This window comes from Methanobacterium sp. (assembly GCA_039666455.1).
In the GTDB taxonomy this organism is placed as follows: Archaea; Methanobacteriota; Methanobacteria; order Methanobacteriales; family Methanobacteriaceae; genus Methanobacterium_D.
The window spans coordinates 62,851-87,002 of sequence record JAVSLW010000029.1; the positions used below are offsets into that span (position 1 = coordinate 62,851).

The following is a 24,152-nucleotide window of genomic DNA, read 5'->3' on the forward strand; positions in this document are numbered from 1 at the left end:
GATTTTTTAAATGTTACTTCTTTGATATTCTTTTTTTAAATGATTCTGCATGAGCAAAAAGCCCCTCATATTCTGCAAGAGTCACTACAACATCTTTTAAATTCAAAATTCCTTCTTCTGAAAGTTTTTGAACAGTTGGTTTTCTAATAAAAGATTCTGTTGAAAGTCCAGAGTGCATTCTAGCATTTTTAGATGTTGGAAGAACATGGTTAGTACCTGTACCATAATCTCCAGCAGCAACAGGTGTTAATTCCCCTAAAAATATAGAACCTGCATTTTTAATATTTTTAAGGACATTTTCAGGGTCTTCTGTCATAATTATTAGATGTTCTGGGGCATAATCATTTGTAAATTCTATCATCTCATCAATAGAATCAGTAACTATAATTTTACCGTATTTTTCAAGGGATTCCTCTATTATTTTACTTCTTTTCATATATTTAATGTTCCCTGAAATGATTTCATTTACACTGTAAGCCAGGTCACCTGAATTGGTAATAAGCACTGATGCTGCATCAGGATCATGTTCTGCCTGAGCCAGCATGTCAAAAGCAATGTACTCTGCATTACCAGTTTCGTCTGCTATTATAAGCACTTCAGAGGGTCCTGCAGGGAAATCTATATCTACCTCACCGTAAACTAATTTTTTAGCAGCTGTAACAAATATATTTCCAGGCCCCACTATTTTATCAACTTTAGGAATGGATTCAGTCCCAAATGCCATTGCTGCAATTGCCTGTGAACCTCCAGCTTTGTATATTTCATCTGCTCCTGCAATATCTGCTGCTACAAGTACCATGTCGTTTACACTGCCTTCAGGTGTTGGTGGTGTACAGCAGACAATTTTACTAACCCCGGCGATTTTTGCAGGTATTACTGTCATTAAGACTGATGAAGGATATACTGCACGTCCCCCTGGTATATAACAGCCAATAATTTCAATGGGACGGATGATCTGGCCAGCACTGATCCCTTTATCAAGTTCTTTAAACCATTCCTTTGGAATTTGAGCTTTATGAAATTTTTCAATGTTCCTTGCAGCTTTTTTTAATGCTTCAAGTACCTTTTTATCCACATTATTATAGCTTCTTTCTATCTCATCCTGACTAACTTTAAATTTTTCAATTTTGACATTGTCAAATTTCTGAGTGTAACTTTTAAGTGAAATGTCCCCATGCAGCCTTACATTGCTAACCACTTCACTTACAACGTTTATTACACCATCAGCATCGATTTTTGAGCGTTCCAGGAGTTTATTTCTCACTGAACTTCCAAGTTTCACTATTTCCATTGTACCACAATCTTAATTGTTGAATTAGATTTAAATATTTACTTAAAAAACAAAAGCATTTTGTATTAATTTTATTTTAAGTAGTATTACTAATTAACGTTTTACTATCCAAAACTATATCATCTATGAAAATTAAATGATATTCAGCTTGAAGTTAAACCGTCAAAATATTCACATTTGTTTTTTCCTGTGCTTTGTGTAGTGTATCACAACAATAACAACCTATATATAACATATATATAACATGCAACTTAATTTTTAAGTATAAATGGAGGGGCTCGGTAAATATGTATAAAGACGAACTTATACAATTACATCAATTTTTGGTATATGTTTTAAAATATTTAGAAGATGAATATGAAGTTAAAGATGAATGTGAGGAATATTTCCGTCTTAATATAAGCCCGCATCACATCCACAGAACAAAAGCCGAACATAAATATGCTATTTTTGTTTTATCTGAATTGATTTCTGAACTTGTCGCAAAGAAAAATAATAGAAAACCACTCCCCAACGTTTCAAATGGATTATCAGAACTTGTAAAGCGGTCAAAAAAGGAATTGATACGTATGCATGAAGATAATGTCTTGAAATATGAAAAAAATCAAAATCTGGAAATAATCTGATTTTGTATCACTCCATAAATAACTATATTAACTTCTTAATTCCAACATACTTTATATTTTATTAAAGAAGGTATGATTATGAATAAACTAAGGAAAATGATTTGTTTAGTAGATGGAGAACACTATTTACCAGTTACAAAATCTGCTTTAGATGTGCTGGACAGTTTAGAGCATAATGAAGTGGTGGGCGTTGTTTTTATAGGCGGAACTGAAAAATTAAGAGAAGCTTCAGAAGAGGGGATCTCAGAAAAGATGGAAAGGCCAGTGCACTTTGGTGACGATTATCACAAAATACCATACGATCTTATAGAAGAAATGATCGAAAAATACGATGCAGATGTGGTAATGGATTTAAGCGACGAGCCAATAGTTGATTATTCAAAACGTTTTAACATTGCAAGTATCGTTCTTCAAAAAGGAATTGTATATGAGGGGCCTGACTTTAAATTTTATCCACTTACAGAACACGATGTATTAAAAAAACCATCTCTTAAAATTCTGGGTACAGGAAAAAGAATAGGTAAAACAGCAGTTTCAGCTTATGCAGCCCGTTTAATTCATAAAAGAGAATATAATCCCTGCATAGTTGCAATGGGTAGGGGAGGGCCTGAAAAACCTGAAATTGTCCGCGGTGACCTGATTAAAATTACTCCACAATATTTGATGGAGCAGTCAGATAAGGGAATTCATGCCGCTTCAGATCACTGGGAAGATGCACTCATGAGCAGGATTTTAACTATTGGATGTAGAAGATGCGGCGGCGGAATGGCTGGAGATGTCTTCATCACCAACACAAAAAAGGGAGCTGAGCTTGCTAACGAGGTAGAAGCAGATTTTGTGATTATGGAAGGAAGCGGAGCAGCAGTTCCTCCAATCAAAACAAACAAACACATAGTACTTGTAGGGGCAAATCAGCCTCTGATAAACATAGAAAAGTTCTTTGGACCATTCAGGATACAATTAGGAGATCTGATAATTCTTACCATGTGCGAAGAGCCAATGGCCAGTAAAGAAAAGGTTAATTCCATAATAGAATTTATAAATGACATCAATCCACAAGCAGAGGTTATTCCAACTGTCTTTAGACCAAAACCCCTTGAAGATATAAGTAATAAAAATATACTTTTTGCAACAACAGCACCTGATTCAATTAAAGATGTCCTTATCAATCATCTTGAAGAAAATTACGGCTGTAAAGTGGTTGGTACAACACCCCACCTTTCTAACAGGCCTTTGCTTCAAAAAGACATTGAAAAATATATCGACGATGTTGACACAATGCTTACAGAACTTAAAGCTGCCGCAGTAGATGTTGCAACTAAAGACGCTCTTGAAGCAGGTTTGGGTGTGGTCTACTGTGATAATATCCCTCATGTAATTGAAGGAGATTATGGAAGCCTGCCTGAAGCCATTATAAAAGTTGTTGATGATGCCATAGAAGATTTTAATTTTAAATAATTTACTTTTTTAAAATTTTTACACCTTCAGGTGTCCCTACAATAACTTCATCTACAATCCCTGCAAATATTCCATTTTCAACAACTCCAGGGATTGCATTAAGTTCTTTTTCTAAAACTGCAGGATTATCAATAATGTTGAATTTAACGTCAATAACAAAATTGCAGTTGTCTGTTATAACTGGCCCGTCTTTATTTTGGGCCATTCTTAAAGATGGAATTCCATTAAAGGCTTTTATATGATCACTCACTGTTCTGCGGGCCTGTGGGATCACTTCAAGAGGAACAGGAAATTTTCCGAGAGATTCTACTAACTTTGAATCATCCACAACCACCACAAACTTTTTAGCTGACTCATCAACTATTTTTTCCAGTGTGTGTGCAGCTCCCCCTCCTTTAATCAAATTAAAGTCCTTATCAACTTCATCTGCACCATCAACTGCAATATCGATAGAATGTTCGTCAAGAGTGGTAATTTTAATTCCGGCATCTTTTGCAAGCAAAAATGAATGATATGATGTAGGTACTCCTAATATGTCCAGCTTATCCTCCTTTATTCGTTGTCCTAACCTTTCTATCAGATAATGAGTTGTAGACCCGGTTCCAAGTCCAACAACAATTCCATCTTCGATTAATTCTGCAGCAGCATATCCTGCTATTTTTTTAAGTTCCATAATAAACCTCTTTACTCATTTTAAAAGAACTAAAGAAAGATTTAAACCTTTAACACATTTATCAGGAGATTTTCCCATAGTTTTTATTATTTTGCATTTATCTCCACCATATAAACCTTCAGGGAAACATAGATCTTTCATTGTACATTCGCTGTCACACTCTGGAAATTCAAAAATCAGCACAGACCCTTCAAATGCTTTTTTTGAATCAACAAGTGCTGTAATATCTGCTCTTTCAGCTTCAACTACTTTAACCTTTCCTAATTCATGTACAGGACACGGATGCTCGGTTTCCTTTACATCAGTGATTATATACATTCTCCCCTCTTCTAAGGAATCTATACACGTACTTTTAAATCTGCATTCTTCACATTCTGCAGAAGGCCCATAATACATAAATTTAAGTCCTTTTTCTGCAAGTTTTATTCCAATAAGAGTAATCATTATTTCCCTCCGATAAACATCCTGTAAAATTTTACTGTCTGATGCCGCAAAACTATATCCCTCATATGGCTTCATTCAGTACAATTAAACCTATATAACTCCTGTAGCTCTTGCAATTTCCTCTGCTGCATCTTCTGTAAGTCCTCTATCTCCAAGTATGGTATATCTTTCTTTCCTAATCGTGTGTGCCATAGTAAGAGCTTCAATAATATATTTTGGGTCAATTCCTATCTCATAAGATGTGGTCGGAGCTTTTATAGTTTTTAAAGTATCTCTTATGTATCTCCAGTCCCCACCATGAAGATACATCATCATTATAGTGCCTAAACCGCATTGTTCCCCATGTAACGCTGGCTTAGGTGAAATAATATCTAAAGCATGACTGAATTTATGTTCAGAACCACTTGCTGGTCTGCTTGTACCGGCGATGCTTATAGCCATTCCGCTGCTTATTAAAGCTTTAACCACAAGGGCTGCACTTTCAATAAGGCCTTCTTTTATGGCATCAGCAGATTCTAAAGTCATTTTAGCAGTCATGAGAGATAAAGCTGATGCAGAATCGCTGTAATACTCATTTAAAAGCCTATATGCTAACTTCCAGTCCAAAACAGCAGTGTAATTGGACACTATATCCCCACAACCTGCTGCAAGCAGTCTAAAAGGAGCTTTACTGATTATTTCTGTATCTGCAATAACCCCAATAGGTGCTTGAGCCTCAAGAGATACTGATCCTTCTCCACTTCTTATAGATGCCCTTGGTGATGCAATTCCATCATGTGAAGCTGCAGTTGGAACACTGATAAATTGAATTCTGTTTCTTGTGGATGCAAGTTTTGCTGAGTCAATGATTTTTCCACCACCCACTCCTAAAACTACAGACACATCCTGAGCAACGTCCTGAACCTGTAAAACAACATCTTCTGAAGCTTTATCAATGACAAGTGTTTCCACAGAAAACCCTTCATTTTGAAGACTTTCTATAACTTTTTCTCCACCAATCTTAAGAGTGTTTGGTCCAGTTACCACTAAAACCCTGCCTTCAAACATTAAATCTTTACAGATGGAACCTGTATTTTCAATTACGCCCGCACCTGTGTGGATTTCTCTTGGTAATTGAATTTTTCTGAAATTCATTTTAATTTAACTCCAAAACTATTATCAGTAGTCATTGAAATAAAAGTATGTTTAGAATGGATTAAAACATATTCATTAAATACATTACTTTATATCTTTATCATTAGTTTTAGGTTATAAGTTTGAGCTCCTCATCTGTTATATAACGAAGTATATGGACGCATTATAATAGCTTTTCAATCAATAATGATCCTATTTTGTATTTTCTAACCAATTCTATCCCCAATTAATATAACTCAGCATTAGAATTATAGTTATTCTTTCATTTTTTTTAATTACCACTTAATAATATAAGACCCTGTGGCTAAAAATAGTCGAGTTTAACGAATAAAAACCAAATAAACTTAAATTTGACAAAGAACAATTGAAGTTAAAATTAAATAAATTAAAAGCTAATACATTTTGCTTGTAAAAAGAAAGATTTTAAGATTAATTTTGACCTGTGTGCGTTAGGTTTTAAAAAAAAGATAAATTTAAATGAAAATTAAATTTTAAAAGCTCGTGACCCGGGTTTGATAATTAAGACATTATCTTAATTATAATAAAAACCTTTAATGTAATTATATTATAATTTAAAGCATTAATACAGATTAGGAGCATTAAAAATTAACTTAAAACTTAAATTAAGCTATTCTACTACGTCTGCAAAAGCAAAATTTCTTCTTGTGGAAGTAATTCTAATTTTAACTTCATCGCCTACTTTGGCTCCATTTACAAAAACTATGAAACCTTCTACTTTAGCAATTCCGTCTCCATCTCTTCCCATATCTTCTATTTTAACATCGTATTCTTCTCCTTCGTTTACAGGAGCTGAATTTGAGTAATTATCTCTTCCGTAATTATTTTTAAACAATTTTTCACATCCTTAATATGACCTAAAAAAGGCATGAATAACTTTCTATTTTTGATACTATATAAAATGATGTATTTGAAAAAAATAAAGAAAAAGATTAATTTATTGCTTTAAAAGTTTAATTTTAGCTTTTTTTCACATTAATTACTTAATGCATAGTTACGGAGTTCTTAAATATAATAAATAGCATCTACCTATATTGCATTTGGTAATACAATTGTCATGCCAATAATATCAAATTAATTTTTGAATTTTTTATTATTCAATTAAATATAATGACCTTGTGGCTAAAAATTGTCGAGTTAAACAAAGTAAATTAAGGAGGATAGAATCCATCCTGATCTTTTTTATATTTAAGCCATGCTGACAACATATGATCATCAATCATATATTTTTTTTCTGAATGGGACAGTATGCCCTTATTTTTTATTATATTTACATATTTTGCCAGTGTTTTATTGGAAAAGTCTACTTTAGATAGTAAATCACTCCAACTCAATGGTCCATTTTCAATAACTGTTGTAATAATATCTTTTTCTTTATATGAAAGTGTAGCCCATATTGATGTCCACATAACAGCAATTTGCTCAATTTTTTCATAAAATGTCTGAATAACCATTTCATCGTCATATTCTACATCTCCAGACATAGTATTACAAAAACTGTTTATATAAGCAGGATATCCTCTTGTACATTTATAAAATCTATTTAAACCCTTTTCAGTAAACTTTAACTCTGATACCTTCTCTTTTAAATAACCTTCAGTTTCTTCCATTGTAAATGGATCAACGGTATATTGGGTCATTCTACCGCCAAAAGCCCCGCTTATACCATTTATTTTATTTACAATATCACTGGATGATGAAGTTGAACCTGTAAAAATATAACTTACATTATCTTGTCCTTGCGTATAACTTCTAAACATCCAGAAAAATGCTTCAGGGGATTCTAATTCACCTATAAATTGGAATTCATCTATCACTATTACAAAGCCATTTACTTCTCCATTTGAAAGCTCAACTACCCTTTGAGGGAATTCCATTACAAATTTACTGAGTTTTTCATAATTATCCTTGATATCAGGAATTGCTATTCCCATAGCTGCCCCTGCTTCTTTAAAATCAAATTTTTTCTGCCTAATTTTTCTTATAAGATCTTTAACGATTGTATATGCTTTCTGCAAGTCATCCATATTTTCTCTTAATGACTCATTCATCGCCTCTAAAAGGCTATTCATTATTAATTCTTCTGTTATCTTACCCTTTTGAATCCCAAATATTTTCGATATGTCTATATACGCTGTGAGAATGTTATCTGGTAATTCGGTTAATAATTTCTTCAATAAAAATGATTTACCAACACCTCTATGTCCTGTAACTAATATTTGGTTAGCTACATCATAATTGAGTGTATTTAAAAAGGATTTGAGCGTTATTAACTCTTTTTCACGATTATAAAAATATTTATCTAAATTAGTAGGAATTCCTAATGGTAAAATTGGCATATGATCCGCCTTTTAGTTCAATAGTGTATTTTATTTCACTTAGTTTAATAGTTTACTTAATTACACTAATGAATTTAAATGCACTATAATTTAAAGTTTAGTTAGTTACATTAGTGTATTTTATTTCACTTAGTTTAATAGTTTACTTAATTACACTAATGAATTTAAATACACTAAAATAAAAAGTTAAATTATTTACACAAGTTTACTCTTTAAAGGTATTTAGCTAAGTAATAGATTAAATTGAATGAATTACGCTTTTTTAGATAAATTAGTTGAGTACATATCAAGATTTAGGCGTGTATTAAAGATGAGGATACCTGACTCTTTACACGAGCTGTTTTAATCTAAACTCCAAAACTATTATTTAGTATACATGCTTAATCTTAAATAATTAAACTAACAACTATTTACATATTATTAATTGCTTATAAATTTAATTTCTAAACATACTTTTTTATCATCAGATTAAGGTGAATAAATGACAGATTTCAGCGAATGGTTCCACAATATCTTAGAAGAAGCAGAAATAATCGATGTTAGATATCCGGTTAAGGGAATGCATGTCTGGCAGCCTCAGGGATTTAAAATAAGAAAACACACTTTAGATATTTTAAGGGATATACTTGATGAAACCCACGAGGAGGTTCTTTTTCCACTACTCATTCCTGAAGACGAGCTTGCAAAAGAAGCGATTCATGTTAAAGGTTTTGAAGAAGAAGTATACTGGATTACCCATGGCGGACGCACCAAACTGAATAAAAAACTTGCACTTAGACCTACAAGTGAAACTGTAATGTATCCCATGTTTGCACTCTGGGTTAGATCCCACAGCGATCTTCCTTTCAGATTTTATCAGGTTGTAAATACTTTCAGATACGAAACCAAACACACAAGACCTCTTATAAGGGTCAGAGAAATCACCACATTTAAAGAAGCACATACTGTGCATGCAACGAAGGAAGAATGTGAAGAACAGGTGCAAAATGCACTTGAAATTTACAGAAAATTCTTTGACACCCTTGCAATCCCCTACTCAATCAGTAAAAGGCCTCAATGGGACAAGTTCCCTGGTGCTGAATACACCATGGCATTTGACACCATACTTCCAGACGGTAAGACTCTTCAAACTGGAACCGTACACAATTTAGGTCAGACATTTGCAAGAACATTTGATATTACCTATGAAACTGCTGAAGGAGAACATGAACATGTTTATCAGACATGTTATGGAGTATCTGACAGAGTTATAGCATCAGTTATAGGTATTCACGGCGATGAAAAAGGACTATGCCTGCCTCCAGCTGTAGCACCTTACCAGATAGTTATTATCCCTATAATATTCAAGAAAGGCGCTGAAGAGGTTTTAGAGTACTGCAGAGAAATAAGAGATAATCTGCAGAAAGCAGGTTTAAGGGTTCATCTTGACGAGCGAGATATAAGGGCCGGAAAAAAATATTATGAGTATGAGATGAAAGGGGTACCGGTTAGAATAGAAATAGGGCCTCGTGATATTGAAAATAAAAATGCAGTGGTATTTAGAAGAGATAAAATGGAAAAAGAAACCATATCCCTTGATTTGGATAATTTTATTCATGAAATTAAGGCATTATTAACTGACATTAGCCAGAACATGAAAGATAGATCATGGGAATCTTTTAATAAGCACATAAGGTCTGCTGAATCTGTTGAAGAAGTAGTAGCAAAAATAGAAGAACATAAGGGTATAGTTACTTTCAGGTGGTGTGGAGATGAAGAATGCGGAAAAGAATTAGAAGAGAAGGTTAGAGTAGACATATTAGGAATTCAGGATGAAAATGAATCTCCGGGCCAGTGCATTAACTGCAGAAAACCTGCCTCCTGCAATACTTTAATTGCAAAAACTTATTAGTAAAAAAAGGTGATGTGATAATTACATGAACATAAGAGTTATAGGCGTGGTTTTATTAGTTATACTGTTTGCATTAGCTTCTACAATGCTTAATATTTCAGTTAGAGATGAATTAAATTTAAGTGAAGCCTACAGCAGTGGGAACATTAAAGTCATACAGAAAACTGTTGCAGGAACAGTTCCCCATGAAGTTGAAATAACAAACAATGGAAATAAAACCATTGACGTGAAGAAAGGAAATGCACTTTTAAGCACCATAACACAGGATCTTGTAATTGCAGAAGAAAAACAGATAACTCCAGGTTCAACAGAAACTCTAAAAGCATATGGTATTGAACCTTCTAAAAGAGCAGTTGTAAACACCAAACTTTTACCAGTAAATAATACGTATTACGGCGTTAATCATGTCATAAGTGATTCTAATCCTTATGATTTACAGAGTGCCTATGCGGCACAGCTTAAAATATGGATCATCATGTCTGGAGGCAATTTAAACCCTTACACTGGAGAACCGGTAGCTGTTGTTGAAACAAAAAAGATCACATGGACACAGTTCCGCCAGGACCTCGCAGATTCAAAAATCAGTATTTTAAAGACGTTCAATATAACAGAGAGCGAAATTCAAAATTTAAATGAAAGACAGAGCATCAATCCCCAAAACTGGATTGATAATGTTATTAGCTGGATAAAAACTTCTTCAGGTATTCAATAAATTCAGGAGTTTGAAGATGAAAAAAACTTTCGCAGTGATTCCTGTATCAAGATTTTCATGCGCAAAAACAAGGCTATCACCTAAATTAACCATTGTTGAACGTGAAAATCTGCTAAAAGCAATGTTAAAAGATGTAATCACTGCTTTAAATGGAACAGTGGAGAATATACTGATTGTAAGCTCTGATGATGACGTTCTCTATTATGTAGAAGAATTCAATGTGGAAACCCTAAAAGAAATGGGGAATACTGGTTTAAATAGCGGTTTAGCTCAGGCAATGGAATATTCCTCCAGATTCTGCGATAATGTTCTTATATTACCCTCAGATGTGCCATTAATAAAAAAAAGTCTTGTAAAAACACTTTTAAAGAAAGGAGAAGAATTTGGCATGGTTATTGCCCCTTCTAAGGGTGGAGGTACCAATGCACTCCTGTGCCCTGCCAGAGGTTTCGAAACAAAGTTTGGAGATTACAGCTTTTTTGAACATATAAAAGAAGCAAAAAGAAATAATTTAACTTACACCATATTTGATTCGTTTTATTTGTCATTGGATGTTAACACGGCCGAAGATCTGGGTGAAATAATGCTTCACGGCAGTGAAACTGAAACCAGCAGGTATTTAAAAAAGGTAAGGTTGAAGGTAAAGTCAAATCATGGATCTGAACGTTTGAACGTAACTCGAGAGGCTTCCATATGATCGCCATGACCATCGCTGGTTTCGACCCCTCTGGGGGTGCCGGGATATTAAATGATATAAAAACTTTTTCTGCGCTTGGAATTTACGGCACTGCAGTTATCACTGCACTTACTGCCCAAAATGTTGATGAAGTTACTGGAATTCAGCCTGTAGAGCAGCGTTTTATTGAAAGACAAATCGATACCCTGCTTAGGCAGGAAAAAATCCAGTATGCAAAAACAGGAATGCTTTATTCAGATGATATCATAAAATGCGTGTCAGGAAAAGTTAATGAATATGATTTAAAAGTTGTGGTTGACCCTGTAATGGTTGCGGGTTCTGGAGGATTGCTATCAAAAAAAGATATTGCTCAATCACTGAAAAAAAATCTCCTCCCTGTTGCAGAACTTGTAACTCCAAATGTATATGAAGCCCAGCAAATTTCTGGAATTAAAATCGAAACAATAGAAGATGCCATAGAAGCTGCTGTAAAAATAGGAAAAGTGTGTAATGTTGTGGTTACTGGAGGGCATCTTGAAGGAAATGATGTGCTATTTGATGGATCAGTTAAAGTCATCGAAGGAGAATTACTGGAAAGCAAAAATACTCACGGTAGCGGCTGCACCTATTCATCTGCAGTTGTTGCTAACCTTTTAAAGGGAGAGAGTCTTGAAAATGCAGTTAAATATGCTGGAGAATTTACAAGAAAGAGTATTGAATATGGAGGTAGAGGTACTTTAAATCAGTTCTGGAATTTTTTTTAATCCCACTCAGCAGGGAAGTCAATTTTAATCTCTTTTAATCAAAAGATTGAAAAGTGATCTGTAATATGAATAGTCTATTTAAAGATATTAAAAATTGGAAAACATTTATATGTGTTTATCTTTAGAATTAATAACATGGAAGATGTTCCAAGGTGCTGGCCGGTTCTTTATTCTTTATACAAGTTAAATCGAATAGAAGGTCATTTCTTTTTACAAAAATATATTTACCTGGCTAAGGTTGAAGAGAATGTTTCTATAGATTATGAATTCGTTAAAGGAGATTATGGTCCATATTCTACAGGAATAAAGTCAGATGCGTTAGTATTAGATCAGGAAGGATTTATTGAAATGATTGATGTTGGTAGAAAATGGGTATTTGAAATAACTGATAAAGGAAAAAGTTTAACCGAAAAACTTCTCAAAAAAATTCCTAAAAATGATATAAAGGGTATAGAAAGTGTTTTAGAAAAATTTAGTTCTTATTCTCTTTTAAATTTAAAGGAATATGTGTATAAAAATCATGTACGAAATGAAAAAGAAAATAATCAGCTTAAAAAGCAAATGTTAATTGATATAGCTGATCTGCTGTCTATTTTTAGAAAATATGAATCGTCGGATAATTCACTTTTTTTAAGAGGTTCTCTTGATTACTGTTCTGTTCTCCTTAAAAAAGAAAATATTAAAGATAAAGTCAAAAAAGACATTTTTATTAGCAGTGTTTCTTCATATATAAAAGAAATAATAGAGTTAAATGATCTTATATTAAACAAACCTGAATTTTTAAGTTACCTCAATTTAAAGGACCATAAAGAAAAATTTGATTTTATCCAGGATTTATGCAGCGAAAAATTTCAAATTTTACCTCGCCTTGACGACGACAATATAGATCTAGAATTATTCTTTGATGATAAAGATGACAGTGCAACTTCCGACCTGCTTACAAGCATTATATGATGCTAATCCCATTATATACTACTGTTTTTTTGTTAATCTTAAAATAAATAAGAATAACGTGTGTTTCAAGGTTTCAGAGTTCACAACAAAGTCACAAAAGATAACAGAATCTTTTATTAACCAGGGAACAGATATAATAACCCTTGAAATGATTATAAGTGAAATAGAAAGAAAAGGTATTGCAAAAATTGTAGATGAGTTTTGTGATAGTTTTGAAGCAAGGAGTTTAGTAGATTTGAAAAATAACAATTTTTGTTTTGAAATAATTGATTTAAAAGAATTTATCCCATTATAACATTTGGTTTTACGCTAAAATTTTGATTTCATAATTATTTATACACCAGATATTGATCTTTTGCGCCATGAAATTATATGTTTTTAAAAAATAAAGGATATATTTCAGTTATTTACATTTTAACCATGCTTCCAGCCTGTTATTTACTTCATCCCAGTTTACTATGTTCCAGAAGGCTTCCACAAAGTCTGGTCGAACATTTTTATAATCTAAGTAGTAAGCATGTTCCCAAACGTCCAGTACCATTAATGGAGGCCATTTAGGTACTAAATTCACATTGTGTTTTTCAAATTGAAGAATAAATAGCCTATCAGTGCTCTTACAAAGAGCAATCACTGCCCATCCAGAGCCCTCAGTGCTTATTGCTGCCTGTGAAAATTCTTTTTTAAACCTTTCAAAATTTTTAAAATCTTTTTTTATGTATTCAGCAATTTTTCCTGTTGGTTCGCCACCGTTTTCATCTGCAGGACCCATGTTATTCCAAAAAAGGGTGTGCAGCTGATGCCCGGCTACATTAAATGACAGTTCCTTTGCCTTAGCTTTAATATCAAAGTCTGCTCCTTTTTCCCTTGATTCATCGAACAGTTTTAAAATTCCGTTTGCTGCATCCACATAGGCTTGATGGTGTTTATCATGATGTATTGTTAACTGCTCTTTTGAAATATGCGGTTTTAAAGCATCATAGCCATAAGGAAGTGGCGGTAGTTCATAATATTTTTTTTCCATATTAAACTCCTCCATTATTTACTTTTTTTAAATTTCTCTCCATTTTGATGTTTTGAATTTTTTAAACCATGGTTTATGGCAGAGCCACCAATCAACACACTGATATTCACCAGTTTCTGCATCTTTAAGCCTTTTTTTAATTGTTTCTTCGTCCTGTGCTGGTGGAATAATAACATTGCTTCCAAAGAATCTGTTTCTCGGCCATTCTGCAGGCATGGCCACCCCTTCATCATCTGCAACCCTTAAACCTTCAACAGCCCTTAAAACTTCTTCCACACTTCTTCCAAGCTCCTGAGGGTAATATATTATTGTTCTAATGATCCCCTCTGGATCAACAATGAAAACTGCTCTTACTGTACTGGATCCCTTTGCTGGATGAACCAGACCAAGTTTAGCTGCTATTTCGCCTGTATCTGCTATTACCGGGAAGTCTATCCTTACATTGAATTTTTCCTTTATCCATTCTATCCATTTATGATGGGAAAACACCTGATCAATGCTTAGACCGATTAATTCACATTTTAATATCTTGAAATTGATGTAATTTCTTTGAAATTCCATGAACTCAGTGGTACATACTGGAGTGAAATCTGCAGGATGGCTGAATAAAACAAACCATTTACCTTTAAATTCCTTAGGAAGTTTCATAATACCTCTTGTTGTTTTTACATTTTTAATTTTTGGAAAGGGGTCACCTATTAAGGGTATTCCACCAGTTACTCCTTCATCAACCTTTTTAGTCTTCCTTACTTCATATATTTTCACTTTGCTGGACATAAAAAAACCTCCTTTCTAAGAGACGTTTCATTATTATTTTATTATTCATATTAAATAATAATTTTGCTTATATTGTATTATATCATATTAAAAGTAAAAATAAATGGTTATTCTTCCTTTGACGCTGGTGGAGTGAATACTCTCTGCCCTAATTCACTGTCAAGCATGAACAAACCGCTTTTTGAGTCTCCTGTAAGTTTAACTCTCTGTAAAACTCTGTTTGCTGACTCTTCCTCCTCAACCTGCTCTGCTACAAACCACTGGAGGAAGTTACCTGTTGCATGATCGCTTTTTGAAATCGATAGATCAACAAGATCGTTGATTAAGCCTGTGACTTTCTGTTCATGTGCATAAACATGTTCAAATACAGCTAAGGGAGATTCCCATTCTATCTGGGGCTTTTCTATAGCAGATAATGTTACTCTCCCCCCTCTTTGAACTATGTAGTCATAGAATTTCATTGCATGGAATAATTCTTCCTGTACCTGTGCCCGCATCCATTTTGAAAATCCATTGAGGTCAACAGATTCAAAATAGGCCTCCATCGACAGGTATAAATATGCAGAATATAGTTCTGCATTCAATTGCAGATTCAAAGCTTTTAAAACCGATTTTTTTAACATTTTATCACTCTACTAAATCAACTCATGCTCTCTATGCTTTTTTATTATCTCTTTAGCCAGTTCATCTACCCTTCTAAAGTCATCATCCTTTGGAAATCCTTTAATGATAACAGGATCAAGTAGTTCAGCCTTCACATTAGTCAAAATTCCTTTAAGCAGTTCTACTGTCCTTCCACCCCATCCAAAAGAACCTATTATTGAAACAAACTTCAATTTAGGTTTTAAAGCGTTTACAAGATATGCAGCGTAAACTGCACTGGGGTGAGGCCCGGTTAGAACTGTTGGAGTGGCAAGTACCAGTGTTGATGCATCTACCAAACTCAAAGCTAACTCTCCTGTATCTGATACAGTTAAATTGAAGGGTTTTACTGTTATTCCATTTTGAATCAGTAAATCTACAAGGTAATCAACTATTTCTTTTGTACTTCCATGCATTGATACATAGGGTATTATAACTTCATTTTTGGTCCTATCTGATATCCAGTTCCTGTAAGCTTCAAAAATAGTTTCTGGATTGTTATATACAGGCCCGTGGCTTGGTGCTACCATATCAATGTCCAGTGCACTGATTTTTTCCATGTTTTTTTTGATAAACATTCTAAATGGCATCATTATTTCTGCGTAATACCTTTTTGCAGCTCTATACGCCATATGTTCATCTCTTACAAATATATCACTTGTTGCAAGATGTGAACCAAAGAAATCGCAGCTAAAAAGAATTCTGTCTTCTACAAGGTATGTTACAATGGTTTCTGGCCAGTGCACCCATGGAGTATATATGAATTTGAGTGTCTTATTTCCAAGAGATACGGTTTCTCCATCTTCAACTGTAACGAATTTTTCATCTTCTATAAGAAGAAGGTCTTTAAGGAACTCTTTACATTTTGGAGATGTTAAAACCTTTGAATCAGGGTAGATTTCAAGTACTTGAGGTATTAGTCCAGAATGATCCTGTTCTGCATGATGAGAAACTATGTAATCTATTTTAAGGTTAGTTTTTGAAATGTTATTTAAAAAATCGCTTTTTTTACTTGGATCAGCTGTATCAATGAGGGCAGTTTTTTCACTCCCCTGTACAATATAGGAATTATAGCTTGTTCCATCAGGAAGAGGGATTATTTCATCAAATAATCTTCTATCCCAATCCGGTACTCCAGTAAAATAAATTCCGGGCTTAATTATCCTTGAAACCATTTTAATCCACCGGTTCAAATTGATCTTTTCCTACCCCGCACATTGGGCATACCCATTCATCAGGTAGGTCTTCAAATGGAGTGCCTGGTTCAATTCCAGATAATGGATCTCCTTCTTCTGGATCGTATATGTAACCACAAACTGTACAAATGTACTTGTCCATGTTTAAACCTCCAGTTTAATTGAATCTCAATTTATATTATAGATTTTCCATGAATCTAATTTTACAATCGCCTTCATGATGCATAAATAGGGATGAGTGAAGGTGTATCCTTTACTCTAAACCTGATTTTACCAGCGCCGCAGCTTGGACAACGCCATAAGTCAGGTAGATCTTCAAATGGAGTACCTGGTGCTACTTTTTTTCGAGGTTCACCTTTTTCAGGGTCGTATATGTATCCACAAACACTGCAATAATACCTTTTTAGCATGGGTTTCACCTATCTTATATTTTAAGATTTTTCAAGTTTTATTAACTTTATTTTGTATTTCTATATTAATAAATCTTGCAGAACTTGCAGGTTAAGGTGCCAGATACATCCCACTTTTTTCTGATTTTGAATTACTGAACACCCACTAAATAAATAGAAAAAAAGAAATTGTTATTTAACCAGTAATACTGGAGATTCAACTGTTTTTAAAACTTTTTCAGCGACACTTCCAAGCAATAATTTTTCCAGTCCCTTTTTACTATGGGTTCCAATAACTACAAGGTCTGGATCCATTCTCCGGATAATTGTAATCAGATCTTTAGCAGGAGTTCCAAAAACAAGTATTTCATCAACGATAACTCCCTCTTTTTTTGCTTTCAAACTAAGGTTTTTCAAAATGCTTTTTCCTTCTTCTTCAAGAACTTCATAGGGATAAATCAGCTTTTCATCAATTACATAGGCCCCAATTATCCGGGCATCATATTTAGCTGCAATAGAAATTGCAGCATCTTCTGCTTTTTGAGCGAATTTTGAGCCATCTGTTGGGACCAGTATAGTCTTAAACATTTATTCCATTCCTTTAAAATATTAAGGCTATTATTCAACTTTTTTTAAATGATCTCCAACAACAAAATTTATGCCTCCTAAATGTAGAACTGGTTTTATGTTTTCTACATCAAGAAGACCTTCTTTAATAGCATTTTTCAAAACTTCAGTATGCAATACTTCCCCTACTATTATGTCGTGATCCCCTGCCTTTTTAATCCAGTGAACTTTGCATTCAATGGATGCAATGCACTCACCTATTTTTGGTGGTGAGACTTTCCGGGAAGATATCTGAGTTAAACCTGCTTTTTCAATTTCGTTTACATCCCTTGGAAACCCCTCTCCCGTTATCCACAATTCTTTCAGTATATTTTCATTAGGAATATTAGCCACAAATTCGCCGGTTTCTTCAATATTTTTGTAGGTGTGGTGTGTATTAACTGATGCAAAAGCTATTAAAGGCGGATTAATCGAAACAGGCATTGTAAAAGAAAAAGGAGCGGCATTAACTTTTCCATTACTATCTACGGTGGTTACAATAATTGTGGGGCGGGGAGCCAGTATCCGGTATGCATTTTCATTTTTTATTTCTTCAAAAACCATTTGATCACCTCGCTAAACTAATCTTACTATTTATTATGTAAATTCAATGATTTAATTATTTTGAATCAGATATTCTGCTTTATACTCTTCCAGAAATATAGCGCTGACTTTTTGAGGATCGCCATCTTCTACAAGCTTTCCATCGTCCATCATTAAAACTCTATTAGCCACTTCCCTTACAAAATCCATATGGTGACTTACCATTAAAATAGTAGTGTTAAATTCTTTATTAATACGTTTAAGGGAGTTTGAAACTATTCTAAGAGTTATGGGGTCAAGATCTCCAAACGGCTCATCCAGAATCAGTACCTCTGGATTGGATGTTAAAACAAGTGCTAATGTAGCCCTGACTTTTTGTCCACCAGATAATTCATAAGATTTTCTGTCCAATATTTCTATCGGTAAATCAAGTGCCTTGAACACAGGTTCTGCATATTTTTTTACCTCTTTGTCCGGGAATTTAGGAAATAGAGTTTCTAAAATTCCTGATGAAAGACCAATTTTTTCTAACTGGATCTTAGCCTCATTTTCTGGAAGGTCTGTAAGTTGATAAAGAATATCCAGTATTTTATCACTGACTCCTAATTCTTCAGCCTTTTTACGTGTTTTTGAAAGTACATTTTCGTTTTTTACACCTAATCTGGAGGCTATCTGATCTTTTACAGTTGCATGATGTGTCAGTGAAAATTCCTGGTGCATGAACCCCATCTTTCGTCTTATCTCCATTCTTTCAAGTCCAGGATTCTGCATGTTAACCCATTTATCATTTAATTTAAAGCAGACATTTCCAGAGTCTGGAAAGTCAAGTCCTGCTATCATACGCAATAAAACCGTTTTTCCAGCTCCACTTGGCCCTATTAAAGATACAATTTCTCCTTTCTTTATATCAAGATTAATGTCCTTAATCTGGAGTGTGTTTCCGCCTTTTAGAAGGAAAAATCTCTTAGAAAGATCTTCAACCTTTATTATTGAGTCTCCTATATTTTCCAGACCTGTTAAATCTTCTGCAGGTTCCATTTCTTCCCTAAATTTAGAAATTATTTTCTCTGGAGGGCCTTCATCTATTATTCTCCCATTTTTCATTAAAACTACTCTATCTGCCAGGTACTCGTGTACTTCTGGGAGGTGGGAGACCAGGACAACTGTAACACCAAGCTCCCTCTTAATATTTTTTATAGCATCTAAAATTTCCTGTTTGGTTTTAGGACATGACATAGTGGCAGGTTCATCAAGCAGTAACACTTTAGGTTGTTTTGCAAGTTGTCTTGCCATTATGAGTCTTTGTTTTTCCCCTCCGCTAAGCACTGGTGCATAATGGTCTGCCTTGTGATCCAGACACACAACTTTAAGTATTTCAAGCGCCTGTTCTTCAAATTCTGCACGAGCATCTTCAAAATCCTGCAGTGATTCATCACCATATTTAACGCCAGATAATTTTCTTATCACGTTCTGGAGGCTTGTTTCTCCCCATAAACCAAACGACCTTTGAAGATGGATTGCTGTTTCTTTTTTAAGTTTTGAAAAACAGTGAGGAGTTGAATCAGGTTTCACTTCAATACTGTCAAGAATTATATGGCCTTCGTCAAAGGGTTCAACACCCCTAATTATCCTTAATAGTGTACTTTTCCCTGATCCGCTTATTCCTATTATTCCAAGGATTTCACCATCCTTAACCTGGAGGTTAACATTATTTAAAGCCTCTATTTTTTCTCCGCTATCTATTTGAAAAGTTTTAGATAAATTTTTGATTTCTATCATCCATAATCACCATTATTAAAAAAACATGACCTTAATACGTGTAATAGTAGTATGTACCTGAATTATAATAGTTTTTCTATACTAACTGGATTTTAATGTGATGATTAAAAAGAGGATATCCAGCTATAGATTAATCAATGTATTAGTAATAAAAAAATGCTAATTTTGACATAATTTGCAAGTGTATAGCGAAGTTTTTTAAAATTCAATCAGGCATAGGAGAAGACCATACGAATTTTTCAAAAAAGTTAAATACTTAGTAAAAAATTTTTTTACATGTTTTCTGCTTTTATTTCTTTTATTAATTTCAGTATAACTTCTTCTGTTTCTTCACTTAAAACTTCTTCTGCTTTAGGAAAAAGCCTGGTTTCTTCACGTTTAACATGCTTTAAAAATAAATCGTTAAGTTCTTTTAGATTCATCATCCAGTCTTTATCGCCCTGGGCATTGTCCAGATACATAAGCTTGTTCCACATAAATTCGTGTTCATATTTATTTTTTTTAGTCATTTCTTCGTCTACAAATTCCATTGCAGAGTAGAGAAAATTTTCTTCACTGGTCATATGTTTCTGTAATTGTATTTTTATCTCTGGAAATTTAGAAGTGTTTCCAGTCTCAATTATTTCTTTTAATAACTCTTTGACATTTTCATGATCTTCTCTCAAAGCTTTATACACATCTCCTTTAGCCAAAAAAATACCTCCATTTAATTATAATTATTTATTTGTTAATGAAAGTTAATATATGTTCATAAAATTTAGGCTCTGTATAAATCATTTTTAAACTTTGAAGTTCTATCAAAGTTTGCTTGATATTCAAATAGGTGATCCCATCATACTTACAGGATTTCTACAAAGCCAAAAATTAATATTAAATATCCATCAAAACACATATACTATACAATTAACAGGATAAAATATGATTAATTATCAATGAAGATACGTTCTTAAGTGAATGTTTAAATCCGTTTAAATTAAGTATGTATTCTATGTGCATATTTACATGTTTTAAGGCCTTAAAAGGGTGCATTTAGAATTGTAATTATAAATGTTAGATGTTATAAATATCTTGATATTGAACCATTTTTATATATTTAATTAACTAACCAATGTAATCTTTAAATAAATTGTTTTAATCAATTTTTAAAAAATATGGAGATAGAAATGATAGAAATTAAAGTACTAAGATATGATCCACATTATGATGAAAAGGCATATTTTGAAACATATAATGTTGAAAAAACTGAAAAAATGAAGGTTTTAGATGCTTTAAACTACATAAATGAGAAATATAATGCAAATATAGCTTATAGATGCTCATGTAGAGCTGGACAATGTGGATCATGCGCTTTAAAGGTAAATGGAGAAGTGACACTTGCTTGTAAAGCCGAAATTGAAGATAAAATGGTTGTAGAACCACTTGACTTTGATGTTATCAAAGACCTTGTAGTAGATAGAAGCGAGATTGAAAATAAGATTAAGGAAATGCGTCTCTACTTAAAAGGAGAAGAAATATCTCAAGATAGTGAAGCATGTCTTATGGTTTTAAAACCCGAAGAATATATGGACTCCAAGAAATTAAGAAGCTGTATTGAATGTTTCTCCTGTTTATCAGCATGCCCAGTTATAAAAGAGACCGAAGAGTATGCAGGCCCATATTTTATGCGTTATATCTCCAAATTTGCACTTGATCCGCGAGATAAAGGAAATAGATCAAAAACAGGATTTGATGAAGGGCTTTACTGCTGTACAACCTGTGGAAAATGTAAAAAGATATGTCCTAAGGAAATAAGCCCAGTAGGTGGTGCAATTGAAAAATTAAGAGAAATTTCATGCCGCGAAGGCATTGGCCCACTTCCACCTCACAAAGATGTGAAAGAACTTATAGCAAACACTGGCAGATCTGTTGAACCCCTGGGTGAAGGGTTTATTAAAGCAGTTACCAGAGAATCTAAAAAAGAAAAGCCGAATGTAGCTTTTTTTACAGGCTGCCTTGTAGATTACAGGCATCCTGAGATCGGATTTGCTCTGCTTAAAGTTTTAGAAGAGCAGGGAGTTGATGTTATGGTGCCTGAAGATCAAATTTGCTGCGGCTCCCCATTAATTAGAACTGGACAGACAGACATTGTAGAAACTCTTATTGCTAAAAACAGGGAAGTTTTTGAAGGGTATGACACTATAATAACTGTATGTGCTGGATGTGGGGCTACATTGAAAAATGATTACCCCAGATACGGTGTTAAATTGAATGTGGTTGATATCAGCGAATTTCTGGCAGATAATTTAAACACTGAAGATATGAATCCATTAAACATGAGAGTAACCTATCACGACCCATGTCACCTTGCAAGAAGCCAGGGAATAACCAAAGAGCCACGAAAAATTTTAAATAAAATTAAAGGTCTGGAATTTGTTGAAATGAAAGATCCTGATAAGTGTTGTGGGGCTGGTGGTGGTGTACGTTCGGGAAAACCAGAAATAGCAGCAGCATTAGGAAAGAAAAAAGCAAAGATGATAAAGGAACTCAATGTTGATGCAGTAGTTACCATTTGTCCATTCTGCCAGAACAACATAATTGCTTCCCTAAAAGAAGAAGGTGTTGAAATTCCAGTGTTGAACATATTACAACTTCTGGAAATGGCTTACAAAAGGGTATAAAAATGATGTACATAGTTTTTGTGGAGCCAGAATCATCTGGTAACATAGGTTTTCTTGCAAGAACCATGAAAAACTTTGGATTATCCAATTTAGTGTTAATAAATCCCTGTAAGTTGGAAAAAGAAGCTTATTACCAGGCTATGCATGCCAAAGAATTAATATGGAATCATAAATCCTATAGTTCACTTGAAGAGTTTATTGAAACTGAAAATATTGATTTTGCAGTTGGAACAACTGGAATGGCTGGTGGAAGCTATAATGTTTCAAGAATAGCGGTTACACCAGAAGATTTTGCAAAATCACTGAATGTTAATTCAAAAACAGCCATAATATTTGGAAGAGAAGGTAACGGCCTATCCAATGAGGAAATTTCACTATGCGACATTATTGTGACCATTCCAGCAGATGAAAGCTACCCTGTTTTAAATATATCCCACGCAGCTGCCATTATACTGTATGAAATATTTAAAAGAAAAAAGAAATATCCCAGAGAAGAACTTGAAGCTGCAACTAAATCTGAAAAAGAACTTTTAATTGAAGAAATGGATAATTTAATTAAATATACTGGTTACCCTGTCCATAAAATGAAAACATCGTCCACAGTTTTTAAAAGGATTGTTGGAAGGGCTTTCATTGCTGGAAGAGAAGCACATACTTTAATTGGAACTTTAAGAAGAATACGGCTAAAATTAAAAGAATGATCATTTACGGGAGTTACAGAATGTTATTTGGTTTAGGTCCTCTGGAAATAATTGGAATACTGGTATTCGTCCTGCTTATTTTCCTTCTTCCCTATCTTTTAAGAATCAGAATCATATCCTCAGTTACAAAATCAGTGCTTGAACTTGAAAACATGGTTGAAGAATCAAAAGGAATTCTTATAAAGCTATCTAAAAAAGGTAAGCCTGTTCTTAACGGGTCGCAGACAATTGAAGATTTTATGGAGTTTTTTGTAGTTCCTCCAGTGAATCTTGACCCTTATGGCATTGTAAAAAAGCTTGAGAGGATTCTTGATCTAAGCGAAGAGAGGTTTAAACAGATGGTGAAAGTAATAGCACCCATGGCAGATGAAGATACCCGGGCCAATATTGTAATGACACTTAAAGCGGCTCTGGGGATTAACAGTGTTGCTAAAGGGGTGCGGCATAATTTAGAACTTGCAAAAAAAACAGGTAACCTCCAGATACTGTTGTCGCTTCAAATGAGCTTACCACTTATTATGAAGATTGTAAAAGCACAGCTTGAAGGTGTAAAAGCATTCTCTGAAGGTAAACCTATTGGAGATGGTTTAGGTCCATTGGTTGCAGGAATGCTCATGATTGATTATAAAACAGTGGAAACCAGAGTAACTGATGACATTTATGTTGCAAAAAAAATAAGGGATAAGCGTAAATTAATTATTGCACGTGCCAGAGGTCCGGGAGCCCGCACTGGAAAAGTGGGGAAAGTGGTCAGATCAATTATCAAAGATGAAAATATAGATAAAATTATAACTGTTGATGCTGCAGTTAAACTTGAAGGAGAAGAAACTGGAAAGGTAGCACAGGGAATTGGTGTTGTTA

Annotated in this window: 27 protein-coding genes; 11 read left to right on the forward strand and 16 right to left on the reverse strand. The window is 33.8% G+C overall.

Going from position 1 to position 24,152, the window contains the following annotated elements:
• Nucleotides 1-13: 13 nt before the first annotated feature.
• Complete coding sequence (gene hisD / locus PQ963_08335; GenBank protein ID MEN4029670.1) at nucleotides 14-1,291, reverse strand: histidinol dehydrogenase; 1,278 nt, start codon at nucleotides 1,289-1,291, stop codon at nucleotides 14-16.
• 287 nt (nucleotides 1,292-1,578) lie between these two features.
• Between hisD and PQ963_08340 the strand changes: the two genes are divergently transcribed.
• Nucleotides 1,579-1,917 (forward strand): UPF0058 family protein, encoded by a 339-nt coding sequence (locus PQ963_08340; protein ID MEN4029671.1) that lies wholly within the window; start codon nucleotides 1,579-1,581, stop codon nucleotides 1,915-1,917.
• Nucleotides 1,918-1,995: 78 nt separating this feature from the next.
• Nucleotides 1,996-3,375 carry a cyclic 2,3-diphosphoglycerate synthase gene (locus tag PQ963_08345; GenBank protein MEN4029672.1) on the forward strand — a complete coding sequence of 460 codons (1,380 nt, stop codon included), beginning with the start codon at nucleotides 1,996-1,998 and terminating at the stop codon, nucleotides 3,373-3,375.
• Between the two features lies 1 nt (nucleotide 3,376).
• Here the strand turns inward: PQ963_08345 and rpiA are convergent, their stop codons facing one another.
• The 5 genes from rpiA to PQ963_08370 all read right to left on the reverse strand — a co-directional run bounded on the left by rpiA (nucleotide 3,377) and on the right by PQ963_08370 (nucleotide 7,983).
• On the reverse strand, nucleotides 3,377-4,048 hold the full coding sequence (gene rpiA / locus PQ963_08350) for a ribose-5-phosphate isomerase RpiA (protein ID MEN4029673.1): 672 nt from the start codon (nucleotides 4,046-4,048) through the stop codon (nucleotides 3,377-3,379).
• Nucleotides 4,049-4,063: 15 nt separating this feature from the next.
• Entirely contained in the window at nucleotides 4,064-4,492 is a 429-nt protein-coding gene (locus tag PQ963_08355) for a UPF0179 family protein (protein ID MEN4029674.1), read from the reverse strand.
• A 90-nt stretch (nucleotides 4,493-4,582) separates the two neighbouring features.
• Nucleotides 4,583-5,626 carry an NAD(P)-dependent glycerol-1-phosphate dehydrogenase gene (locus PQ963_08360; protein MEN4029675.1) on the reverse strand — a complete coding sequence of 348 codons (1,044 nt, stop codon included), beginning with the start codon at nucleotides 5,624-5,626 and terminating at the stop codon, nucleotides 4,583-4,585.
• A gap of 628 nt (nucleotides 5,627-6,254) precedes the next feature.
• On the reverse strand, nucleotides 6,255-6,479 hold the full coding sequence (locus PQ963_08365) for a TRAM domain-containing protein (protein ID MEN4029676.1): 225 nt from the start codon (nucleotides 6,477-6,479) through the stop codon (nucleotides 6,255-6,257).
• A gap of 316 nt (nucleotides 6,480-6,795) precedes the next feature.
• A complete protein-coding gene (locus PQ963_08370; GenBank protein MEN4029677.1) occupies nucleotides 6,796-7,983 on the reverse strand; it encodes an ATP-binding protein in 1,188 nt (395 codons plus the stop codon).
• A gap of 481 nt (nucleotides 7,984-8,464) precedes the next feature.
• Between PQ963_08370 and proS the strand changes: the two genes are divergently transcribed.
• The 6 genes from proS to PQ963_08400 all read left to right on the forward strand — a co-directional run bounded on the left by proS (nucleotide 8,465) and on the right by PQ963_08400 (nucleotide 13,275).
• A complete protein-coding gene (gene proS / locus PQ963_08375; protein ID MEN4029678.1) occupies nucleotides 8,465-9,874 on the forward strand; it encodes a proline--tRNA ligase in 1,410 nt (469 codons plus the stop codon).
• Between the two features lie 25 nt (nucleotides 9,875-9,899).
• The gene (locus PQ963_08380) at nucleotides 9,900-10,586 is read left to right on the forward strand and encodes a hypothetical protein (protein ID MEN4029679.1); all 687 of its coding nucleotides are present in this window, start codon (nucleotides 9,900-9,902) and stop codon (nucleotides 10,584-10,586) included.
• Nucleotides 10,587-10,602: 16 nt separating this feature from the next.
• Complete coding sequence (gene cofC, locus PQ963_08385; protein ID MEN4029680.1) at nucleotides 10,603-11,283, forward strand: 2-phospho-L-lactate guanylyltransferase; 681 nt, start codon at nucleotides 10,603-10,605, stop codon at nucleotides 11,281-11,283.
• Nucleotides 11,280-12,026, forward strand: coding sequence for a bifunctional hydroxymethylpyrimidine kinase/phosphomethylpyrimidine kinase (thiD, locus tag PQ963_08390; protein ID MEN4029681.1), 747 nt, complete (start codon nucleotides 11,280-11,282; stop codon nucleotides 12,024-12,026). Before cofC ends, thiD begins: the two co-directional genes overlap by 4 nt.
• Nucleotides 12,027-12,161: 135 nt before the next feature.
• A complete protein-coding gene (locus PQ963_08395) occupies nucleotides 12,162-12,980 on the forward strand; it encodes a hypothetical protein (GenBank protein MEN4029682.1) in 819 nt (272 codons plus the stop codon).
• Nucleotides 12,940-13,275, forward strand: a complete 336-nt coding sequence (locus tag PQ963_08400) for a hypothetical protein (protein ID MEN4029683.1) — start codon at nucleotides 12,940-12,942, stop codon at nucleotides 13,273-13,275. Before PQ963_08395 ends, PQ963_08400 begins: the two co-directional genes overlap by 41 nt.
• 108 nt (nucleotides 13,276-13,383) lie before the next feature.
• On the opposite strand, the gene PQ963_08405 is transcribed toward PQ963_08400, so the two are convergent.
• The 10 genes from PQ963_08405 to PQ963_08450 all read right to left on the reverse strand — a co-directional run bounded on the left by PQ963_08405 (nucleotide 13,384) and on the right by PQ963_08450 (nucleotide 20,625).
• Entirely contained in the window at nucleotides 13,384-14,001 is a 618-nt protein-coding gene (locus PQ963_08405; GenBank protein MEN4029684.1) for a superoxide dismutase, read from the reverse strand.
• Nucleotides 14,002-14,028: 27 nt separating this feature from the next.
• On the reverse strand, nucleotides 14,029-14,778 hold the full coding sequence (locus PQ963_08410) for a peroxiredoxin (GenBank protein MEN4029685.1): 750 nt from the start codon (nucleotides 14,776-14,778) through the stop codon (nucleotides 14,029-14,031).
• A 107-nt stretch (nucleotides 14,779-14,885) separates the two neighbouring features.
• The gene (locus PQ963_08415; protein ID MEN4029686.1) at nucleotides 14,886-15,401 is read right to left on the reverse strand and encodes a ferritin; all 516 of its coding nucleotides are present in this window, start codon (nucleotides 15,399-15,401) and stop codon (nucleotides 14,886-14,888) included.
• 12 nt (nucleotides 15,402-15,413) lie between these two features.
• On the reverse strand, nucleotides 15,414-16,595 hold the full coding sequence (locus tag PQ963_08420) for an FprA family A-type flavoprotein (protein ID MEN4029687.1): 1,182 nt from the start codon (nucleotides 16,593-16,595) through the stop codon (nucleotides 15,414-15,416).
• Between the two features lies 1 nt (nucleotide 16,596).
• Nucleotides 16,597-16,758, reverse strand: a complete 162-nt coding sequence (locus PQ963_08425) for a rubredoxin (protein ID MEN4029688.1) — start codon at nucleotides 16,756-16,758, stop codon at nucleotides 16,597-16,599.
• Between the two features lie 73 nt (nucleotides 16,759-16,831).
• Nucleotides 16,832-17,026: a rubredoxin gene (locus PQ963_08430; GenBank protein ID MEN4029689.1), complete on the reverse strand. Its 195-nt coding sequence runs from the start codon at nucleotides 17,024-17,026 to the stop codon at nucleotides 16,832-16,834.
• A 171-nt stretch (nucleotides 17,027-17,197) separates the two neighbouring features.
• Nucleotides 17,198-17,593: a universal stress protein gene (locus PQ963_08435; GenBank protein MEN4029690.1), complete on the reverse strand. Its 396-nt coding sequence runs from the start codon at nucleotides 17,591-17,593 to the stop codon at nucleotides 17,198-17,200.
• Nucleotides 17,594-17,623: 30 nt separating this feature from the next.
• Entirely contained in the window at nucleotides 17,624-18,175 is a 552-nt protein-coding gene (locus tag PQ963_08440) for a flavin reductase family protein (protein MEN4029691.1), read from the reverse strand.
• A gap of 51 nt (nucleotides 18,176-18,226) precedes the next feature.
• Nucleotides 18,227-19,933: an ABC transporter ATP-binding protein gene (locus PQ963_08445; protein ID MEN4029692.1), complete on the reverse strand. Its 1,707-nt coding sequence runs from the start codon at nucleotides 19,931-19,933 to the stop codon at nucleotides 18,227-18,229.
• Nucleotides 19,934-20,205: 272 nt separating this feature from the next.
• On the reverse strand, nucleotides 20,206-20,625 hold the full coding sequence (locus PQ963_08450; protein ID MEN4029693.1) for a hemerythrin domain-containing protein: 420 nt from the start codon (nucleotides 20,623-20,625) through the stop codon (nucleotides 20,206-20,208).
• A gap of 471 nt (nucleotides 20,626-21,096) precedes the next feature.
• On the opposite strand from PQ963_08450, the gene tfrB reads away from it, so the two are divergent.
• The 3 genes from tfrB to PQ963_08465 all read left to right on the forward strand — a co-directional run.
• Complete coding sequence (gene tfrB, locus PQ963_08455; protein MEN4029694.1) at nucleotides 21,097-22,590, forward strand: fumarate reductase (CoM/CoB) subunit TfrB; 1,494 nt, start codon at nucleotides 21,097-21,099, stop codon at nucleotides 22,588-22,590.
• 2 nt (nucleotides 22,591-22,592) lie between these two features.
• A complete protein-coding gene (locus tag PQ963_08460; protein ID MEN4029695.1) occupies nucleotides 22,593-23,291 on the forward strand; it encodes an RNA methyltransferase in 699 nt (232 codons plus the stop codon).
• Between the two features lie 20 nt (nucleotides 23,292-23,311).
• Nucleotides 23,312-24,152: DUF1512 family protein (locus PQ963_08465; protein ID MEN4029696.1), on the forward strand; the 841-nt coding region annotated here is incomplete at its 3' end.